General features: G+C 39.8%; 15 protein-coding genes. 8 read left to right on the forward strand and 7 right to left on the reverse strand.

The window, feature by feature from the left end:
- Positions 1–195 precede the first annotated feature (195 nt).
- The 7 genes from P8O16_RS10835 to P8O16_RS10865 all read left to right on the forward strand — a co-directional run bounded on the left by P8O16_RS10835 (position 196) and on the right by P8O16_RS10865 (position 7,847).
- The gene (locus P8O16_RS10835; protein ID WP_300314473.1) at positions 196–2,361 is read left to right on the forward strand and encodes a DUF6259 domain-containing protein; all 2,166 of its coding nucleotides are present in this window, start codon (positions 196–198) and stop codon (positions 2,359–2,361) included.
- Positions 2,362–2,463: 102 nt separating this feature from the next.
- Entirely contained in the window at positions 2,464–3,489 is a 1,026-nt protein-coding gene (locus P8O16_RS10840; protein WP_300314475.1) for a cobalamin-independent methionine synthase II family protein, read from the forward strand.
- Between the two features lie 159 nt (positions 3,490–3,648).
- On the forward strand, positions 3,649–4,407 hold the full coding sequence (deoC, locus tag P8O16_RS10845; protein WP_300314478.1) for a deoxyribose-phosphate aldolase: 759 nt from the start codon (positions 3,649–3,651) through the stop codon (positions 4,405–4,407).
- Position 4,408: 1 nt separating this feature from the next.
- Positions 4,409–5,248, forward strand: a complete 840-nt coding sequence (locus tag P8O16_RS10850; protein WP_300314482.1) for an MBL fold metallo-hydrolase — start codon at positions 4,409–4,411, stop codon at positions 5,246–5,248.
- 170 nt (positions 5,249–5,418) lie between these two features.
- Positions 5,419–6,522, forward strand: coding sequence for a DUF5009 domain-containing protein (locus tag P8O16_RS10855; RefSeq protein WP_300314485.1), 1,104 nt, complete (start codon positions 5,419–5,421; stop codon positions 6,520–6,522).
- A 143-nt stretch (positions 6,523–6,665) separates the two neighbouring features.
- Positions 6,666–7,052 carry a sugar MFS transporter gene (locus P8O16_RS10860; RefSeq protein ID WP_300314488.1) on the forward strand — a complete coding sequence of 129 codons (387 nt, stop codon included), beginning with the start codon at positions 6,666–6,668 and terminating at the stop codon, positions 7,050–7,052.
- Between the two features lie 45 nt (positions 7,053–7,097).
- Positions 7,098–7,847 (forward strand): sugar MFS transporter, encoded by a 750-nt coding sequence (locus tag P8O16_RS10865; protein ID WP_300314491.1) that lies wholly within the window; start codon positions 7,098–7,100, stop codon positions 7,845–7,847.
- A 134-nt stretch (positions 7,848–7,981) separates the two neighbouring features.
- Here P8O16_RS10865 and P8O16_RS10870 read toward each other — a convergent pair whose 3' ends face one another.
- The 4 genes from P8O16_RS10870 to P8O16_RS10885 all read right to left on the reverse strand — a co-directional run bounded on the left by P8O16_RS10870 (position 7,982) and on the right by P8O16_RS10885 (position 11,909).
- A complete protein-coding gene (locus tag P8O16_RS10870) occupies positions 7,982–8,557 on the reverse strand; it encodes an XRE family transcriptional regulator (RefSeq protein WP_300314494.1) in 576 nt (191 codons plus the stop codon).
- Between the two features lie 182 nt (positions 8,558–8,739).
- Positions 8,740–9,879, reverse strand: a complete 1,140-nt coding sequence (locus P8O16_RS10875; protein ID WP_300314497.1) for a TIGR03364 family FAD-dependent oxidoreductase — start codon at positions 9,877–9,879, stop codon at positions 8,740–8,742.
- On the reverse strand, positions 9,880–11,196 hold the full coding sequence (locus tag P8O16_RS10880; RefSeq protein WP_300314500.1) for a DUF5690 family protein: 1,317 nt from the start codon (positions 11,194–11,196) through the stop codon (positions 9,880–9,882).
- A complete protein-coding gene (locus P8O16_RS10885) occupies positions 11,193–11,909 on the reverse strand; it encodes an HAD-IA family hydrolase (RefSeq protein ID WP_300314503.1) in 717 nt (238 codons plus the stop codon). The genes P8O16_RS10880 and P8O16_RS10885 overlap by 4 nt, the downstream gene beginning before the upstream one ends.
- Positions 11,910–12,236: 327 nt before the next feature.
- Between P8O16_RS10885 and P8O16_RS10890 the strand changes: the two genes are divergently transcribed.
- The gene (locus tag P8O16_RS10890; RefSeq protein WP_300314506.1) at positions 12,237–12,806 is read left to right on the forward strand and encodes a phosphonate degradation HD-domain oxygenase; all 570 of its coding nucleotides are present in this window, start codon (positions 12,237–12,239) and stop codon (positions 12,804–12,806) included.
- Positions 12,807–12,834: 28 nt separating this feature from the next.
- Here the strand turns inward: P8O16_RS10890 and P8O16_RS10895 are convergent, their stop codons facing one another.
- The 3 genes from P8O16_RS10895 to P8O16_RS10905 all read right to left on the reverse strand — a co-directional run bounded on the left by P8O16_RS10895 (position 12,835) and on the right by P8O16_RS10905 (position 17,231).
- Positions 12,835–14,526 (reverse strand): metallophosphoesterase, encoded by a 1,692-nt coding sequence (locus tag P8O16_RS10895; RefSeq protein ID WP_300314508.1) that lies wholly within the window; start codon positions 14,524–14,526, stop codon positions 12,835–12,837.
- Complete coding sequence (locus tag P8O16_RS10900) at positions 14,523–15,611, reverse strand: phosphoglyceromutase (RefSeq protein WP_300314511.1); 1,089 nt, start codon at positions 15,609–15,611, stop codon at positions 14,523–14,525. The genes P8O16_RS10895 and P8O16_RS10900 overlap by 4 nt, the downstream gene beginning before the upstream one ends.
- 69 nt (positions 15,612–15,680) lie before the next feature.
- Complete coding sequence (locus tag P8O16_RS10905; RefSeq protein WP_300314513.1) at positions 15,681–17,231, reverse strand: SusD/RagB family nutrient-binding outer membrane lipoprotein; 1,551 nt, start codon at positions 17,229–17,231, stop codon at positions 15,681–15,683.
- Between the last annotated feature and the right edge of the window lie 25 nt (positions 17,232–17,256).

Below are 17,256 nucleotides of genomic sequence, written 5' to 3' on the forward strand. Positions count from 1 at the left end.
TCTAACTGAGAAAATATGTATATCCGCTTTTCTGGCAGTATAGATCTTTAAGCAGTAAATAATAAGTTAAACTCTAGGTTTTAGGCCAATCGGTCATTCATCCAGTAAAACTTAGAAAATAAGCTAGCTGACACCATTGCAGATAATCATAACATATAAAGTTCCATTCATTGTAATTCATTCAAAAGACATATTATGAAACATGAAATCTTAAACAGAGCATATCTTATACTTCTCTTATTTATTGCTTCAAACATAGCATTTGCGAATGTTTCAGAAAACACTATTGTGTTAGAGAACAAAACAATGAAAGCAGAATTTGACAAAAAGTATGGAACACTCGTTTATTTAGAATATAAAAAAACGGGCTGGGTATTTCAAAATAGGCCCGAGCTCGCGAAGTCTTTTAAAATGTATGTACCTACCGCTGACAGAAAAGACAACTCTATAAGTGGTGAACTTCATGAGCTATCAGACTACAAATTTGAAGACAATAAATTGTTTTTAAACTGGGCAGACCTCAATAGCACGGTTGTGGAAAATCTAAATATAGAATTTACGGGAATAATCGAAATAACAGATGAAGGACTAGTCTTTACAGCATCGGTAAGGAACAATTCAAAGCTGAATATAGAAGCCATTCACTGGCCTTATTTAGGTGACTTTTATTTACCTAATAAAAAAGAGTCTACCAACTGGCTAAATTTCAATTATGATGGAGGGATGGTACAAACTCCTATAAGTCCTTATTTCAATAGTTCTAAAGGGTATTGGGGAGTTGATAATCCTATTCAACTTCATTCAACTCAATACAGTCATTTTGGACTGTTGCAAACTAAAAATCAGGGAATTTATTTTGGTTATCATGACACTACCGACCTTATTAAACTAGATTTCACTATTGAATTAAAGCCTGGTTTTGAATATAGTAATAGCAGCTGGATGTATAGTGGAAAAGTCCCAGAAGATGATACAATTGATGGACAAGTCGCAAATTATGAGTTTTATGTTACGCATTTTCCATATGTAAAAAGTAACGAAACAAGTAAATTATTTCCAGTAGTTCTAAATCCCTATGAAGGAGATTGGCATAATGGAGCTGATTACTATAAAAACTGGCGTACTACTTGGACGAATAATTTGCCTTTACCAAAATGGGCTTCCGAAGTACATTCATGGCGTCAGATTCAAATCAATTCTGCCGAGGACAGGCCATTATTTACTTATAAACAACTTACTGATTACTGTGATGAGTGTTTAAAATATAATGTAAAAGCCATCCAACTGACTGGATGGACTAAAGGTGGTCAGGATAGCGATAATCCTTCTCATGATATAGATCCTCTTCTTGGTACTTACGATGAACTTAAAAACGCTATCAGTGAGTGTAAGAAAAAGGGTGTAAATATTATTCTTTTCAACAAATACACTTGGGCAGATCAAAGTCAGGATTGGTTTAAAAATGAATTGGTGAAATATTCAATAAAAGATCCCTATGGTAATTACCCAGTATATCATGGTTATCAATATCAAACACCAATGCAATTGGCAGATATAAATACAAGGCGTCTTATTCCTATGTGTCCCCTGTCTAAGGATTGGAGGGAGATCGCCGTAAAGGAGTTTACAAAGAGCATTGAATTAGGAGCTTCAGGTATGTTGTACGATGAAAACCAGCATCATGGTGGAGCATTCTATTGTTTTGATCAAAATCATGATCACCCAGTCCCTGCAAATGTTTTCTATGGAGATAAACTATTGGAAGATGATTTTTGGAGTGTGATGAGAGAAAAAAATCCTGATTATCTACTTTGTGGCGAAAGTAATCGCGACCTCCAATTTCAAAGTTACCATATGACCTACTTCAGAATATCGAGCAACTTTATTCCAATGCACAGATATGTCGCTCCAATGGAAAAAATGCAAGTAGTGGTAGGTGGCCATAATGACCGAAGATTTATAAATATAGCTCTCAAAAATAATTTTATTTTGAGTTATGAACCTAAAAATTTTAAGGGGAAATTAAGTGAAATACCTCGTACAATGGATTATGGGAATAAAATGGATAGCTTAAGACGAAAATACAAGGCTTTCTTATGGGATGGGGTTTTTATGGATACTCAAGGGGCAACTATTTTAAATGAGAATTCCATTTATTCGGACTATTCAGTTTTTATAAACCAAGAAAGCGGTAAAAAGGCAATTGTGATGATAAATAATGACCTGAAAGAATCTGTTACCCTCACAATGGCAAACGAAAAAACGTTTTTTTATGTCAGTCCTGAAAATCAAATCGAAAATAAGTTTATGGGGGATATCACTATTGCCCCACTATCAACTGTGGTTTTAATTGAGCAATAATGGAATAACTACGCTAAATAAGCAAAAGCAGGAAAATTAAATTTTTCATTTTAAGCATCCTGTTTTCGAGTTTATCAAAAAAAATAACCTTACCAAATAAAAATGCAACCCACCCCAATCAGAACTACAGTAATCGGCTCCTACCCTTTTCCTGGATGGCTCGAGTTCGGTTCGAACAACCTAGACAAATTTGGAAAAGCAGATATTGCCGAAATGATCGATGATGCCGTTAGTATTGCAATCAAAGATCAAGTCGATGCAGGATTGGATGTAATCACTGACGGGGAGCAAACCCGGATTGATTTTAATCTTTCTTTCTATGGCTTTCTGAAAGGTCTCCAACCCAATCATGATGAGACCCGAAAGTTTGGGCCTCCGGCACATGATCAGCGCGGGAAGCATTCGATCATTGCTCCTCTTTCTGCTCCGGGAGGATTGGGTGCAGTTGAAGAATACCAAAGGCTCGTTCGATTGGCGCCGAAAGGACCAACTTTGAAAGCTTCAATCCCGGGTCCATATACCTTGAGTGGTCGAATGATACCTGATGGGAAAATTTACAAAGATCGATATGATATCACAGAGGCACTTTTACCATTGGTTCGAGATGAAATCAGAAGACTAGTGGATGCAGGTTGCCAAGAAATTACCCTGGATGAGCCATCCATGTCTTGCTATGCCTACAAAGAGGATACAAAACGATTTGTAGATATTTTCAATCGAACAGTCGCACCTGCTGTAGGCAAGTCCAGACTTTCAACGCATTTATGTTTTGGTAATTTCAAAGGAAGGCCTGTTGGTTTTCGTAAATTATATCCGATGTTACCCGATTTTCTAGACTTCAACGTCGATGAAATCCATATCGAAATGGCCAATCGGGAATTTGACGAACTGCCACTTTTGGCGCAATTCGCAGAGAAAATGGATGTTGCGGTGGGAATCATTGATGTGAAAAATTATTATATCGAAACGGTTGAGGATGTCAAAAACAGAATCAAGCAAGTGCTTCAATATGTTCCCGCAGAAAAACTGGCTGTGGCACCCGATTGTGGACTCAGCCAAACAGCTCGATGGGCATCCAAACGAAAGCTTGCGGCAATGTGCCAAGGAGCGAGGGAAATGAGGAAGTAGGAAGCGGGATGTTGGAGGTGGGAAGTTGGAAGAAAAAAAGTCAGGTGCTTGAATTCCAAAATTTTATACCCCAATGTAAAAGGCTGGTAATTAGACTTTCAAATGGCCTTTAACTTCATAAGTTTAAATTATTAATTTTCAAATTTTAAATTCTTCCTCATGAATTTCACTTTAAAAGAAGTCGCAAAAATGATCGACCACTCTATCCTTCATCCAACGATGACCGATCAGGAAATGGAGGATGGATGTAAGCTGGCATTAGAATACGATGTAGCCGCAGTCTGTGTCAAGCCTTACTTTGTCAAGGAAACTGCCAAGCTTTTGAAAGGCTCCAAAGTCAAAGTTTGCTCGGTGATCGGTTTTCCTCATGGGAATAGCACTATCAAATTGAAGGTATTGGAAACCCGTCAAGCTTGTAAGGATGGCGCAACTGAAATCGACATGGTGGTCAACTGCGGCAAAGTCCTAGGCGAAGACTGGAGCTATGTTCGAAAAGAAATCAAAGCAATCAATAAAGAGTGCGAAAAGCATGGGGCAATCCTGAAAGTGATTTTCGAAAATGACTTCCTTCCTGAAGACAAATTCAAAATCAAGCTCTGTAAAATCTGCAGCAAAATCGGAGTTGCATTTGTAAAGACAAGTACCGGCTACGGCTTTGTCAAAGGAATCGACGGTAAATACAGCTATGCTGGAGCGACCACCCATGATCTAAAACTAATGCGAAAATACTGCGACCCTAAAGTTCAGATCAAAGCCGCTGGAGGAATCAGAACCTTGGATGGTTTGCTGGAAGCTAGAGATTTGGGTTGCACGCGTCTCGGAGCCTCAGCAACGGTAGCGATTATGGAAGAAGCCAAATCCAGATTAGGAATAGCTGCTGATAAAAAAGAGGCTGCAGAAGACAAGTCCGGCTATTGATATGATCAAACCAATCAAAAAAGACGAGGAGCTTTTGGCCGAAATCAAAGCATATGCTGAGGAAGTGGAAGGACTTCGAATTTGGTGGCTGGGTCAAAGTGGTTTTCTAATTCAATGGCATGGAATTCATTTACTTTTGGATCCTTACTTATCCGATAGTCTCAGCAAAAAGTATCAGGATACAGAAAAGCCTCATGTACGGATAAGTGAGTTGGTTATTTCACCGGAAAAATTAGATTTCATTGATTTGGTCACTTCCTCCCACAATCATACTGATCACTTGGATGCGGAGACCCTAAAGCCAATTTTAAAGGCAAACCCAAAAATCCGTTTTGTGATACCGGAAGCAAATCGAGCTTTTGTAGCTGAGCGTGTGGGATGTGATCTGAATTTCCCAATTGGATTGACCGATCGACAGAGTTACTTTCTCAACCAAGCAGTAGCAATCAATGCCATTCCATCCGCCCATAATGAATTGGAGGTCAATGAAAATGGACATCACAAGTTTCTAGGATATGTCATTCAGATTGGACCTTATTCCATCTATCATTCTGGCGATACACTTTGGTATGAGGGTTTAGAGAAAAAAGTAGCTCATTTCCAGCCTGATGTGCTTCTTTTACCCATCAACGGAAACAAACCGGAACGGAAAGTTGCAGGAAATATGAGTGCAGAAGAAGCCGCTGCGTTTGGAAAAGCGGCAGGCTCAGGGATAGTCATTCCGCACCATTATAATATGTTCGAGTTTAACACTGAAGATCCTGAGCGCTTTATAGAAGCCGCTGAAAGGGAAGGGATTCCATATCAGGTTTTGGAAATCGGCGGGAAATTAGAGGTATAATTCTAAATTAATTTCATAAAACCTTTTCAGCGCTTTTATATATTTTGATTTGCAGAGTTTTCTTAAAGGAATAAAAAGTCTAAGAAGTAATTATATAAATCAAATAAGGGGGATATAGCCCATAAAAGCATACCTATCGAAAAAACCAGGTCCAATTAACTCGAATTCTTATGAATAAAAGCTTAGTAAACTCAAATCGAATCCTTTCAATTGATGTCTTGAGAGGTTTTGACATGTTGCTAATAATTTTTGCGGATCGTTTTTTTATTGGCCTACATGAAGGTGCAGGAACCTCCTTTACTGAATCTTTGGCAAATCAATTTGATCATCCCGAATGGTTTGGTTCTACATTCTACGATATCATAATGCCCTTATTCCTTTTTGTTGTCGGAGCAGTAATCCCATTTTCTTTGTCTAAAAGGATGCAGGAAAACACCTCTTCCTACTCTATTTACAAAAAGCTTATCAAGCGTTTCATCATCCTATTTATTCTTGGCTGGATTGTTCAGGGTAATCTATTGGCCTTAGATTCTTCTCAATTCCATGTTTTCAGCAATACTTTGCAAGCAATTGCCGTGGGGTACTTTTTTTCATGTATTGCCTATATCAACCTGGAGAGAAAATGGCTGTATTTAATTTTTGCCTTTTGTTTAATTGCTTATGCTTTGATCTTAACGATACCCAATGTTCCGGGTGTTGGAAAGAGTGTAATACTTCCAGATCGTAATTATGCTTTATACTTTGATCATTTGGTTTTTGGAAAATTTGATGATGGCCTTCAGTATACTTGGTTTCTCACCGGATTAGGATTTACAGCAACAACCTTGTCTGGAGTCTTTGCCGGTGAATTAATTAAATCAAAACTGCCCCGAGAAAAAGTAGCCTTGTATTTATTAATTGCCGGAATTGCTGCGCTTGGATTAGGATTGATATGGGGGATTTGGCATCCGATTGTGAAAAAAATATGGACCAGTTCATTCGTACTGGCATCATCTGGAGTTTGTTATATTTTACTGGCTTTATTCTATTGGATTATTGATGTAAAAGGAAAAGTGAAGTGGGCATTTCCTTTCAAGGTAATTGGCATGAATGCAATCGCAGCGTATGTACTTTCTCACGTCTTTAATTTTTCTAAGATTTCAGACTTTCTGTTTTTTGGATTAGAGCAATACGTAGGGACCTATTACGGAATGATCACCGCAACAGGAGGTTTTGCTCTCCTCTATTTGTTACTATGGTATATGTACAAAAATAAAACGTTTATTAAAGTCTAAAATCAAACCTCAAACTCTTCCTGATAAATCCAGATTATTTTCTTCTTTTTAAAGCTTAACCTTGGAGGAGAATAAATAGGGAGAAAAAGAGGATAACTCCTTGTGATTTATTTTCTTCAACAAGATTATTTTGAATCCAATCGGTGAAAAAGCTAATACTCCTTCTCATCATCTATTTGGCGTTTATCAGCCTTGGGCTCCCAGATGCACTATTGGGTTCTGCTTGGCCGACAATGTTTGAAAATCTGAATGTCCCTATAGATTATGCAGGGATAATTTCGATGATCGTGGCAGCAGGAACCGTTATTTCAAGCCTATTCAGTGGTAGTTTGATCCAAAAGATTGGTGAAGCAAAGGTGACAACAATCAGTGTAATACTGACCGCAATCGCCCTAATGGGATTCTCTTATTCCCATCACTTCCTTTTTCTTTGCCTATTGAGCATTCCTCTGGGTTTAGGGGCAGGCAGTGTAGATGCTGCACTCAACAATTATGTGGCACTTCATTATCAAGCTAGGCATATGAATTAGCTTCATAGTTTTTGGGGTGTCGGGGCAGCCATTGGGCCAATAATCATGGCCGGTTATTTAGCTAAAGGAATGTCTTGGTCCAACGGCTATCAAACAATCGCATGGATTCAAATCGGTCTGGTGGTCATTTTGATTCTTTCGCTTCCGCTTTGGAGCAATAGACAACTAACCAATGATGCAGAACACAAAGGAGTTTCTGGTAACCTACTGAATTTATTAAAAACAATTCCCGGTCTTAAACAGGCTCTTTTGGTCTTCTTTTGTTATTGCACGATTGAGGCAACCTTCGGATTATGGGGGGCTAGTTTTTTGGTTTTTGAAAAAGGTTACGCGGCAGATGCAGCAGCAAGACTTGTCTCTCTTTACTACGTGGGAATTACAGCGGGAAGACTATTTTCCGGTTTCTTGACCAAGTATTTCAGCAACCGTCAATTGGTCTATTTGGGACAGGGAGTTATTGCTATAGGATTGGGTTTATTGTTCATGCCTTATGATGCCATGCTTTTACCGGGATTTCTGATGGTTGGATTAGGTTGTGCTCCGATCTTTCCAAGTCTTTTGCATGAAACTCCGGTGAATTTTGGAGAAAAACACTCACAAAAAATTATGGGGATGCAAATGGCCAGTGCATACGTTGGAATTACACTAATGCCCTTTCTTTTTGGGAAAATAACAATACTAACAGGATATTCAGCTTTAGTTTATTTTTTGGGAATATTCCTATTGCTGATGGCTTTGCTTACTAATTCATCAAATCAAAAAATAGCAAAGGAATTACCATCACTAAAACCCTAAACTTCCTATTTCCTCTAAATAAAACCATTGAACGGGGTTTTTTGAACTCTATCATAAACTACTTAGCCCACCGCTAATACACTGAGCTATGATAAAGTATTCAAAATGGCTTTAATCATTTAATTAATTAGCCATCACTTCTCTTCAAAGAAATAAACCACCAACATCTGTACAACTTCAGTTCCTTCATTAATGGGATTATGGGCTATTCTGCCGTCAAAAAGCATAGAATCTCCTGCATGAAGCATGATTTCCTTATCTACAAACTGGTATTTGACTGAACCTGAAATAATGTATTTGTATTCAAATGCTTCTGTTTGGACAAAGTCTCTTGAACTCCCGGGCTGAATTTCGAGCAGTACAAAATCAATCGTGCTCTGCTTTACTTTTTTAGTGAAAATCCGAAAATACTCATAACCACTTGATGGTTCTTTTTCAAAACGTTCATAGTCTGATTTTCGCTGTACCAAAATAGAAGAGGCAGCTGAATGGGCACTCAAATCATTAAAAAACAAATCCAAATCCACTTCCAGTGCCTTAACGATTTGAATCAAAACTACCAATGAAGGAATGGTGCGGCTATTCTCGATCTGCGAAATCAAACCTTTGGTAACACCTGCCCTGTCGGCAATATCCTGAAGGGTTAGATTCTTTTCCTTTCGGATGCTTTTGATCTTGTTGCTGATCTGAACGATCACTTCATGCTCCATGGATTTGGAAAAATTAGTTGATCTTGGAAACTACAAAAAAGATGGAAAAAATTACGGTTAGCAAAGAAATAAGCCAGAATAAATTGGAAGAATGGCAAAAATAGATTTTGTGACACTCATTGATTATTGAGTTGATTTCAATTTTCTAAAGGCATTTTAGAGAAATTACAGATTAGAAAAGCCTATCTCCCAAAATCCATTTTCTCTACCACCTCTTCTGCCAATCCGAAAGAAAGTGTCATTCCTGCTCCTCCGATCCCATTGACTATGGTCACCTGCTCATCAATTTTCCTGACAAACTCAGTCGCTCCGTTGGTCATTTTGGGGTAGATCCCATGCCAAGCCGAATCCACGCTCCAGTCTTGGAATTGAGCAAAAGTCTTCAAAAAATTCAAAATTAAGTCATTAACATACTGACGGTCAAATGGTGAAAGATTCAATCCATATTCATGACTATCTCCAATCGTTAATTCTCCAAGTCCGTTTTGAGAAACCATGACATGAATTCCCCATTCTATAAGCTCAGGATATTGATTTTGATAATAAGACTTAAGCTCAGAAAGGGAGGAAGCGACCTCGAATCCCTTATAATGAATAAAACTCAATCCTGCACATAATGGAGGACCGATCCGCCAATTTTGAGGCTGCTGCGTTAGCCGCATCATTTGGAGTTTGCACTTTGTAATTTCGGCTTCCGCATAAACTTCCGGATACAGGGTTTCAAAGTCAGCACCGGAGCAGACAAAAACCTGATCAGCCGACCAGCTTTTCTGTCCTGAAAAAACTGTGTTGCCTTGAATTCCTGAAATCGCAGTATTCCAATGAAAGGCCACGTCTTCCGATTTCGAAAAATATGTTGAAAGTTTTAAAACCGCCTCTCTGGGATCCACAATCACTTCCTCTGCTGTCCAAAGAGAGCCTTTCAACCCTTTGCTAACAGCGGCGGGACTTTTCTTTAGGGTCTCTTCAGGGGAAAGGGAAAAAGCGGATTTTACTCCCTGCATTTCAGCCACGTACTCTTTCACCACTTGCATTTCCAGATCAGTATAAGCTAGGTGAAGTGAGCCGGTTTGTTCAGCGAAAAACCCAGCTTTTTGACTCATTTCCAACCAAATTTCGCGTGAGCGAATCGCTCGATCAAAGGTTTTCCCTTGGGCTTGTCCCACGGGCCAGATCATCCCAAAATTGCGAACCGACGCCCCTTGAGCCTGAGGATGTCTTTCGAAAACACGAACGGAATATCCTCTCTCTTTAAGAGCTCGCGTCAGAGCTAATCCAAGGATTCCGGCTCCAATTACAATTGCAGTAGGTTTTGAGTTCATTCAAGTGAGCGTTGGTTGTTGAAATGTGATTGCTTGAGAATTCTGTTTGCTTTTTCGCTGGAAATAGAGGTAGGAACTCAAGATTAAGACCAATGAAATACTGAGGAAAAGCAAAAGGGAATTGATATAGAAATTGAGCCAACTGATATTTTCAAATTGACCGAATTGCTTGGCAACCAAAACCATGGAAGAGCCTAAATACCCGAAGCTATCCACTAAATACATCAGGAAACCAACATTCCCTGCATATTTAAAAGTAGCAATGAGTCGGTCAAAAAGTAGGCAGTTGAATGGAATATAAGCCATATAAACTCCTGTACCGGCTAACACCATCCAAAGAAATGGCGCAATAATCCCAGCTTGCAATCCCAATGTTGCCAGAATCGAAACTGCAAATCCCGCGATGATAATCCAGTGGTTCAGGTAGAAAGCCTTCTTATTATTTTTCACCAAAACCAAAAGAGACATCATAACCAAAAGCGCCAAAGTAATCGGGATCTCTGTTTGGGTAAGCAGCTCGGGTTCTACGTTAGTATTCAGTCCTCTCCAAATCTCCACCACGAAATTATCCCGAAGATCACGAAGACCCGTGAGCATCATATAGACCAGAATTAGGAAAATCAATCCAAGTCTAAATTCCCTGAAAAGATCCATTCGGGATTTTCCAGACATGGCGCTTCGAGGTGATCGAAGAATTTTGTCCTCTGCGGTTGGTTCCGGAATATGATTGAGGAGAAAAACGCTCAAAATAAGTAGTGGAAAGAAGATTGCTCCGGTGGCAAAAGGCATCCAATATTCGGAAATATTAAAATTGACCAACAGGAATTGGCCTACACTTTTAACAAACCCAGAGGAAAAAACAAAGCTTGCTGCAAGCATGCTGCCCATCATCTCGGTAAACTTGCGGCCTTCCATGTAGTGAAAGACAATGCCCCAAATTAAGCCCAAAGGGAAACCGTTGATTAAGAAACAAACCAACCCCATTGGAGATGGCAATACCGCAAAGCCAAGTAAGGCTAGCCACGAAATGGAAATAAGTCCTACAATCAGCCAAGCTCTTCCCTTGGAAGAAAGCTCTGAGATCATTTTGATTCCAAAAAATTTACTGGCCATATAGCCCAAAGTCTGAGCAAGAATTAACCAAACTTTGTAATCGAATCCCAAAAACTCCTCCCCTGCAAAAGTCGCGACAGCAAAAGGCTTGCGAAAAGCATACATACTGCTGTACACCAAAAACCCAGTAATTGCTGCAAAAAGACTCATTTTAAAGGAGCTAGTCTGAGCCAATTTCCGGGTCAAGGCAGGGATTTGTTTCATCCCTGGTTCAACGTTTTTTCGTAATCCTCCACAATTGCCAAAATCTCAGTTAGATTCTTCACCAAGTGAGTTGGCTTATGAGGAATGAGTTCTTCTTCGGAAAATATCCCAGAGGTGACCGCAATGCTCATTAGGCATCCGGTATTATGCCCTTCATTTACATCAACTTCGGTATCCCCGATTTTAATCACTTCCTTCGGATCATAAATCCCCAATTCATCCATGATCTGATGGATCATGTGTGGTGTTGGTCGACCTTCCGGCACCTCATCACTTGCCGCGGTAGCATCCACATACCGCCCATCTGTCCATCCTACCCGCCTCAAAATTATATCTGTGATGTCCCGACTGAAACCTGTGTCCAAAGCCACCTTTATACCCCACTTATGCAATTGATCAAATACTTCCTCAGCATCGGCAATTGCACGGATAGAAGGATCTGTCTGGTAATAGTCCATCATTCCCTCCACAAAATCCTCGTGAATCTTTGCGATCAATTCAGCAGTGATTTTTGACAAATCTTCTTCATGGATTTCTAAAAGTTCCTTTATGGCTTGAGGTTTGGAATAGCCCATTTTTTCGTTGGCTTCCTGAAGTGAGATTAACGGGTAGCCATGTTTGTTCAGTGCAGCTTGAAAAGCTTTAGCCACGCTGTTTTCGTCGTGAATAGTGGTTCCTGCCATATCAAAAACCGCCAGTTTAATTTGAGGCATGCTGATTTAATTAGTTGGATGAGGTCTTCCCGGAAAAAAAGGGGGATTAGCAACGCTCTTATCCCCTTTTTAAAGGCAAAACCATTTCAATTACTGTTTAGTAAAATTAAACACCTAAACTATAATTTATAAAAATTTCAGGTTATTCATTTGTTAAAAAATCATGAATTAAACCGGTCGACATAAACCCTAACCGTTCAAAAACAGCATAAAATCTTTCAAATTATCAGCATAAAGGATGTTTTTGGAAATTCACAAAAACTTCACATCCGTCAGCTTAATTTTAAAATTCATTTCACTTATTTAGTATTTATAAACATTTGTTAAATGAAAAACCTCGAAAAAGCCATAAGAGTACACCAAGTGTTTGAACTTTATGAGCGTTTTGGCTCTGCGGATTACATCGGCGAACCAGTATCTCAACTCGAACACATGGCCCAGTCAGCCCAACTGGCAGAAAAGGAAGGGTATGACTCTGCCATAATTTTGGCAGCTTTTTTTCATGACATAGGGCATCTTCTAGCTCAAGATACCGAGACGGAATCCATGGGAGGCTATGGAGTGAAAAGTCATGAACAAATCGGTGCGGATTTTTTACGTGAAAATGGCTTCCCTGAGCGGGTGGCAAAATTGGTTGAGAATCATGTCCAAGCCAAGCGATACCTCACCTTCAGATACCCAGACTATTTAGCAAAACTTTCTGAAGCAAGTCTAAAAACTCTGGAATACCAAGGAGGTGCGATGAATGCTGAAGAGGCGGAAGGCTTTGAAAAAGATCCGCTTTTCGAAGTGTCCTTAAAGATGCGAAGCTGGGATGAAGCAGCAAAAGAAGTACAGGTTCCTATTCCTGACTTGAATAAATACAAGGAGATGGCTAAAGAAGTCCTGGATAGCTGAATCAAAAACTTGATTTAAATTTTGATATTTATTTCGCTTTATTCACAAGCAGACTATCGAATTCCTGTCCATCTAGGCCATACACCCTCCAGCTAAACCTCGTGGAATCAAGTTCTAAAATCCCAAAGTGATGTTCTTTAATAAGCAGATCCATCTTAGGAGAATCAGATTCCTGACCTATCGGTTCCAGACTTCCCCCGGCTCCGCCCACAATTAAAAAGGTGACCTTATTCCCGGAAAAATCCTTGGTCAATCGCTCGTAGTCATGGGTATGCCCTGCAATGACCAGATCGATTTTTCCTTGATGAAAATAAGGCTCCAATAAATCCAAAACTGATTTTTCACCCTGATATCCTGGCCATCCTTGAGAATATGGGGGCTGATGTAGGACGATGATTTTCCAGGGAGACAAGGCCCATTCCTCGGATTCCATCGCTTCTTTAAACCAGTTGAATTGATCGGAACCTTCCGGAATAGACACGGGAAAATATAAATTTGGATCCAGACTGATGATAGTCGCAGCCCCGATTTGCAGTATTCCATAACTTTTATCAAAGCTTCTTTGAATGTATTTCCGGAGCAGTTGGGGTTGTAAATCCTCATAAAACCCATCGTAATCATGATTTCCCGGCACCAACAGTTGAGGTGAATTCATCGTGCTTAGTTTTTGGAGAAAGCGGGAAAAAGCATAAGTTTCAGAACCATTATTGACTAGGTCACCTGCTCCGATACTCAGGTCAGGCTGATGAAAGGAGATCCTATCAGAGACCGTTTGGAAAGTTTCCCAACCTCCCTGAGAATCTGCCCAAATTGCTAATCTGATTGATTCTTTTGATTTGGGGATGGAAAACTCAAATGGTCCGAAAAAAGATTTTTCCTGAGAAATCCGGAAAGAGTGATTTGAATAATCCTCCAGTGAAAAGGTGAAAACCTCATTCTGCGAATGGATTTTTGCTACGCTCCCATCTTCAAAAATCAGATTAGCTTCTCCTGCTTTCTCAGAAACCCAACGAACAAAATAATCACCATCTGCACTGCTGATCAACACAGGTTCAGACATCAAAATTGAATAGTCTCTTAATTTCACTTGCTGCTCTTGAATACTTAAGAAGTTGATTTCATCCTGCAATTCAATATTTTGCAAAGAATGAATCTTACTTTTGAAAATCAGGGAATCTTTCAAAGCGCTATGTGTAGCCCTCCACCTATCAACATCCGATTTTCCGATCCAATAGACCTTACGGAGACCACCCGCCATGGCATTGTTAATACCACGGATGATTAGTTCAGCATTCGCTTTTCCATCAACTTTAAAAAATTCCAGTTCCTTTTCTCTTCGGATTCTTTTTCCATCAATCCAGAGTTGGGCGCCATCATCGGAGTCAATAATCAGATAACCTTCCTTAAGATCCAGAAAAGTCCGGTACCAAAACGAATGATTCGGAAGGGAAACCCGATGTGGCAAAGTGATCTTCTCTCCTTTTTCAAACTCCGGTAAATCCCGATCAATTCCCGGAAGAGAATCGATGGACAAAAGCTCCCAATTTTTATCGATTAACCGTAAGCCATCTTTTGGAAACTGATTGCCTAAAAGCACTTTAGATAAGTGCTCATTAGAAAAAAATGCCTCCCCATAAGTTGGAGAAGCATTTTTAATAGATTTATTTTCACAGCTTGAAAGGATTAAAATCCCCCAAACCAGAAATACTACTCCCTTCATTTCATCATTTCTTTAATTATTGGAGCAGCTTTGTCATCCGGATATTCTTTTCCCAGAAGCTTGAAAATAGTTCGTGGGATCATCGCAGACTGCCATTGCCCCCGGATTTTCATTTCACCTGTAGCAGGAGTATCCGGCCCGATGGCCATCATCCAGATTTGACCACCTTCAGGTACAGATGAACCGTGACTTCTCCAGGAAGTTTTGGTCACTCCTCTTCCATGGTCTACCGCGATGATCATCGTTGTTTTATCCTTGTACTGAGGATCTGATTGGATGAATTCCCATATCTCTTTAATGTATGCATCTGTCTGTTTTGCCGACCAAATGTATTGATCATATCTATTACCATGCGCCCAATCATCTGTCTCACCATAGGAGATATAAAGCACCTTCGGCTTTTTGGTCTTTAAAGCCTCCATTGCATAATGATGCGTAAATGGATCTAGCCTCACCCCTCCCCATGGACCACGGATCTCATCTTGCATTCTGTTGAGTAGCTCCTCTTTCTCGGTAAGATTATCTCCCGTGGCTTTTCCAAAACCAGCATTTACGGGAATCCCACTTCGCTCCGAATTAATGATGTAAGGAAAAACATCCCAAGAGCCAAAAGCCATTACTTTTCCATTATACTCCGGCATCTGATTCAGGTATTCTAAAAAAGTCACATTTAAATTATTGATTTTATCATTGCTGGTAATCCGTGTATCATCGGCAAATCCACTTAAAACCTCATTGTATCCAGGATAGGAAAACCACATTTTGTTCTGATTATCCACTAAGTTCCCATAGGCCCGATTACCATATATCTGACCTTCTTTTGCAATAGTATTCCAAAAAAACGGGAAGAGCATTTCTCTTCGTTTAACAGGATCAGTTGACCAGTAATCCGCCAGCAGGGAATTGGGAGTTTCGATCATTCCGGTATCATTTACTAACAGAGAATCCGCACCTTTGAAAAGCTCCTGCCAGCGAAGTCCGTCAAATGTTATCAGAACAACATTCTCGGTTTTGTACTCTTGGGCTTGCACAGACCCAAAAGTAAATAGGGCAATTGAAATTATATTTATTATTTTAGTTTTCATAGTCTATTAATTTGGATTAAAAAATCCGCTTCCCGAAAAGGAAGCGGATTTGAAGTTACTTAAATTCTATCAGTTGACATCCCACCAAACACGAGTTGTAATCGCATCAGGACCCTGTCTTTGTATAGCGATTTGATAATTCTCCCCATTAAGAGCCTGTAAGCTGGATGGGTACATGTATCGTACAGGCACAGTACTGATGAAAGCTGCTGGACCTGGGACAATCTCAGGATACCCTGTTCTTCTCCAATCATACCATCCCTCCAAGCCTGTGAAGAAAAGGGAAAGCCACTTTTGTGTTCCAATTTTTGCGAGCTTTTGATCTTGAGTACCAGTGTAGGCCACTTCTGGCTGGGCAAAGTAGGCCTCAGTCACTATGAGTTTTTCGGCGATTTGAGGAAGATTAACTGTCTCATAGCGTCCTTTGTAATAACTCATAGAGGCTTCTATACCCTTTTTGTAATATTCTTCCGCAGAACCAACAGTGATAAATCCACGCTCATGAGCTTCTGCCAAAATAAACTGCAGCTCTGCATAGCTCATCAAAATTGCCTGATATCCAGTTGGATTAGCCAATGAAGTACAAGCAGAGCAAGACCAAAGCAGCCCGATTCTTGAGATGTAATTAGATCCGCCAAAAGCAGGGTCTCCTGAAGGAGAATATTGCAGCGCTTCTTCATCAGCAAGACCATTTGGTACTCCTTGATAATCATCCAATTCGCCAATTATCCCTGCACCCGAAGCGTTTGTAGGTTGAGCAAAAGCGTAAAGACGCGGATCTCCAAGATTTTTCAGTTTGTCTTCCATATTTTCACTCAATCGATACTCATCAAATGAACCAGATCTAGTCGTATATAGCGGATGCTGATTAGGTACATCACCCAAATATTGCAGTACTGCCTGATCATCATTTCCAGTGAAAATCGGACTCTGGGAAGGATTTGAAAGAATCGCCTGCATCGCAGCTGAAGGATCTTGACGATCGGATATCCTCATTAACACCCGAAGTCTAAGTGAATTTGCGAATTTCTTCCATCTCATAATATCACCATCAAAGAAGATATCTCCTTTTACTTGCTCGGCAGTCGAACCCAAAAGCGCATTTGCCTCGGTCAAATCTTTCAATATCCCGGCATAGATGGCCTCTTGGGTTTCAAAAGCCGGATAATTTATACCTTGTTTAGCTTGTGTTGCTTCCGAATAAGGCAGGTCTCCATAGGCATCTGACATGAAGGAGTACAAATGAGCGCGCATTACCTTAGCAATTCCCACATAGTTACTCTGTTGAGCTTCTGTAGAGATTTCTATTACATTGTTTAAATCCCTAAGTGAATTGTAGAAGTTATCATAAGGGTTTCCAAAAGGACCCCAGTTGTATCGATCTTCATTTGTAAACTGGATTTTTGCAGAGTATTGCATGACCACGTTTCCGATTCCCCATGCATTTCCTGCAATTTCATTCGTTGTGCTTCGCATCACATTTGGCAATAGCAAATCTGAAGAAACCACTTCAGGACTATTTGGATTCATATTGATTTCTTCGAAATCTTTATCACAGGAGCTAAGTGCAAAAACAACTGCTAAGCTTAATCCTGATATGTATTTTCTATTAAATTTCATTTTGTCTTTCGTTTAGAATAAATTT

The sequence above is a fragment of the Algoriphagus sp. genome (assembly GCF_029254265.1).
In the GTDB taxonomy this organism is placed as follows: Bacteria; Bacteroidota; Bacteroidia; order Cytophagales; family Cyclobacteriaceae; genus Algoriphagus.

What these genes read in the sequence shown, in the direction of transcription:
- P8O16_RS10835 (WP_300314473.1), top strand. Translation starts at nt 196, where the DNA reads ATGAAACATGAAATCTTAAACAGAGCATATCTTATACTTCTCTTATTT.
- P8O16_RS10840 (WP_300314475.1), top strand. Translation starts at nt 2,464, where the DNA reads ATGCAACCCACCCCAATCAGAACTACAGTAATCGGCTCCTACCCTTTT.
- deoC (WP_300314478.1), top strand. Translation starts at nt 3,649, where the DNA reads ATGAATTTCACTTTAAAAGAAGTCGCAAAAATGATCGACCACTCTATC.
- P8O16_RS10850 (WP_300314482.1), top strand. Translation starts at nt 4,409, where the DNA reads ATGATCAAACCAATCAAAAAAGACGAGGAGCTTTTGGCCGAAATCAAA.
- P8O16_RS10855 (WP_300314485.1), top strand. Translation starts at nt 5,419, where the DNA reads ATGAATAAAAGCTTAGTAAACTCAAATCGAATCCTTTCAATTGATGTC.
- P8O16_RS10865 (WP_300314491.1), top strand. Translation starts at nt 7,098, where the DNA reads ATGGCCGGTTATTTAGCTAAAGGAATGTCTTGGTCCAACGGCTATCAA.
- P8O16_RS10870 (WP_300314494.1), bottom strand. Translation starts at nt 8,557, where the DNA reads ATGGAGCATGAAGTGATCGTTCAGATCAGCAACAAGATCAAAAGCATC.
- P8O16_RS10875 (WP_300314497.1), bottom strand. Translation starts at nt 9,879, where the DNA reads ATGAACTCAAAACCTACTGCAATTGTAATTGGAGCCGGAATCCTTGGA.
- P8O16_RS10880 (WP_300314500.1), bottom strand. Translation starts at nt 11,196, where the DNA reads ATGAAACAAATCCCTGCCTTGACCCGGAAATTGGCTCAGACTAGCTCC.
- P8O16_RS10885 (WP_300314503.1), bottom strand. Translation starts at nt 11,909, where the DNA reads ATGCCTCAAATTAAACTGGCGGTTTTTGATATGGCAGGAACCACTATT.
- P8O16_RS10890 (WP_300314506.1), top strand. Translation starts at nt 12,237, where the DNA reads ATGAAAAACCTCGAAAAAGCCATAAGAGTACACCAAGTGTTTGAACTT.
- P8O16_RS10895 (WP_300314508.1), bottom strand. Translation starts at nt 14,526, where the DNA reads ATGAAGGGAGTAGTATTTCTGGTTTGGGGGATTTTAATCCTTTCAAGC.
- P8O16_RS10900 (WP_300314511.1), bottom strand. Translation starts at nt 15,611, where the DNA reads ATGAAAACTAAAATAATAAATATAATTTCAATTGCCCTATTTACTTTT.
- P8O16_RS10905 (WP_300314513.1), bottom strand. Translation starts at nt 17,231, where the DNA reads ATGAAATTTAATAGAAAATACATATCAGGATTAAGCTTAGCAGTTGTT.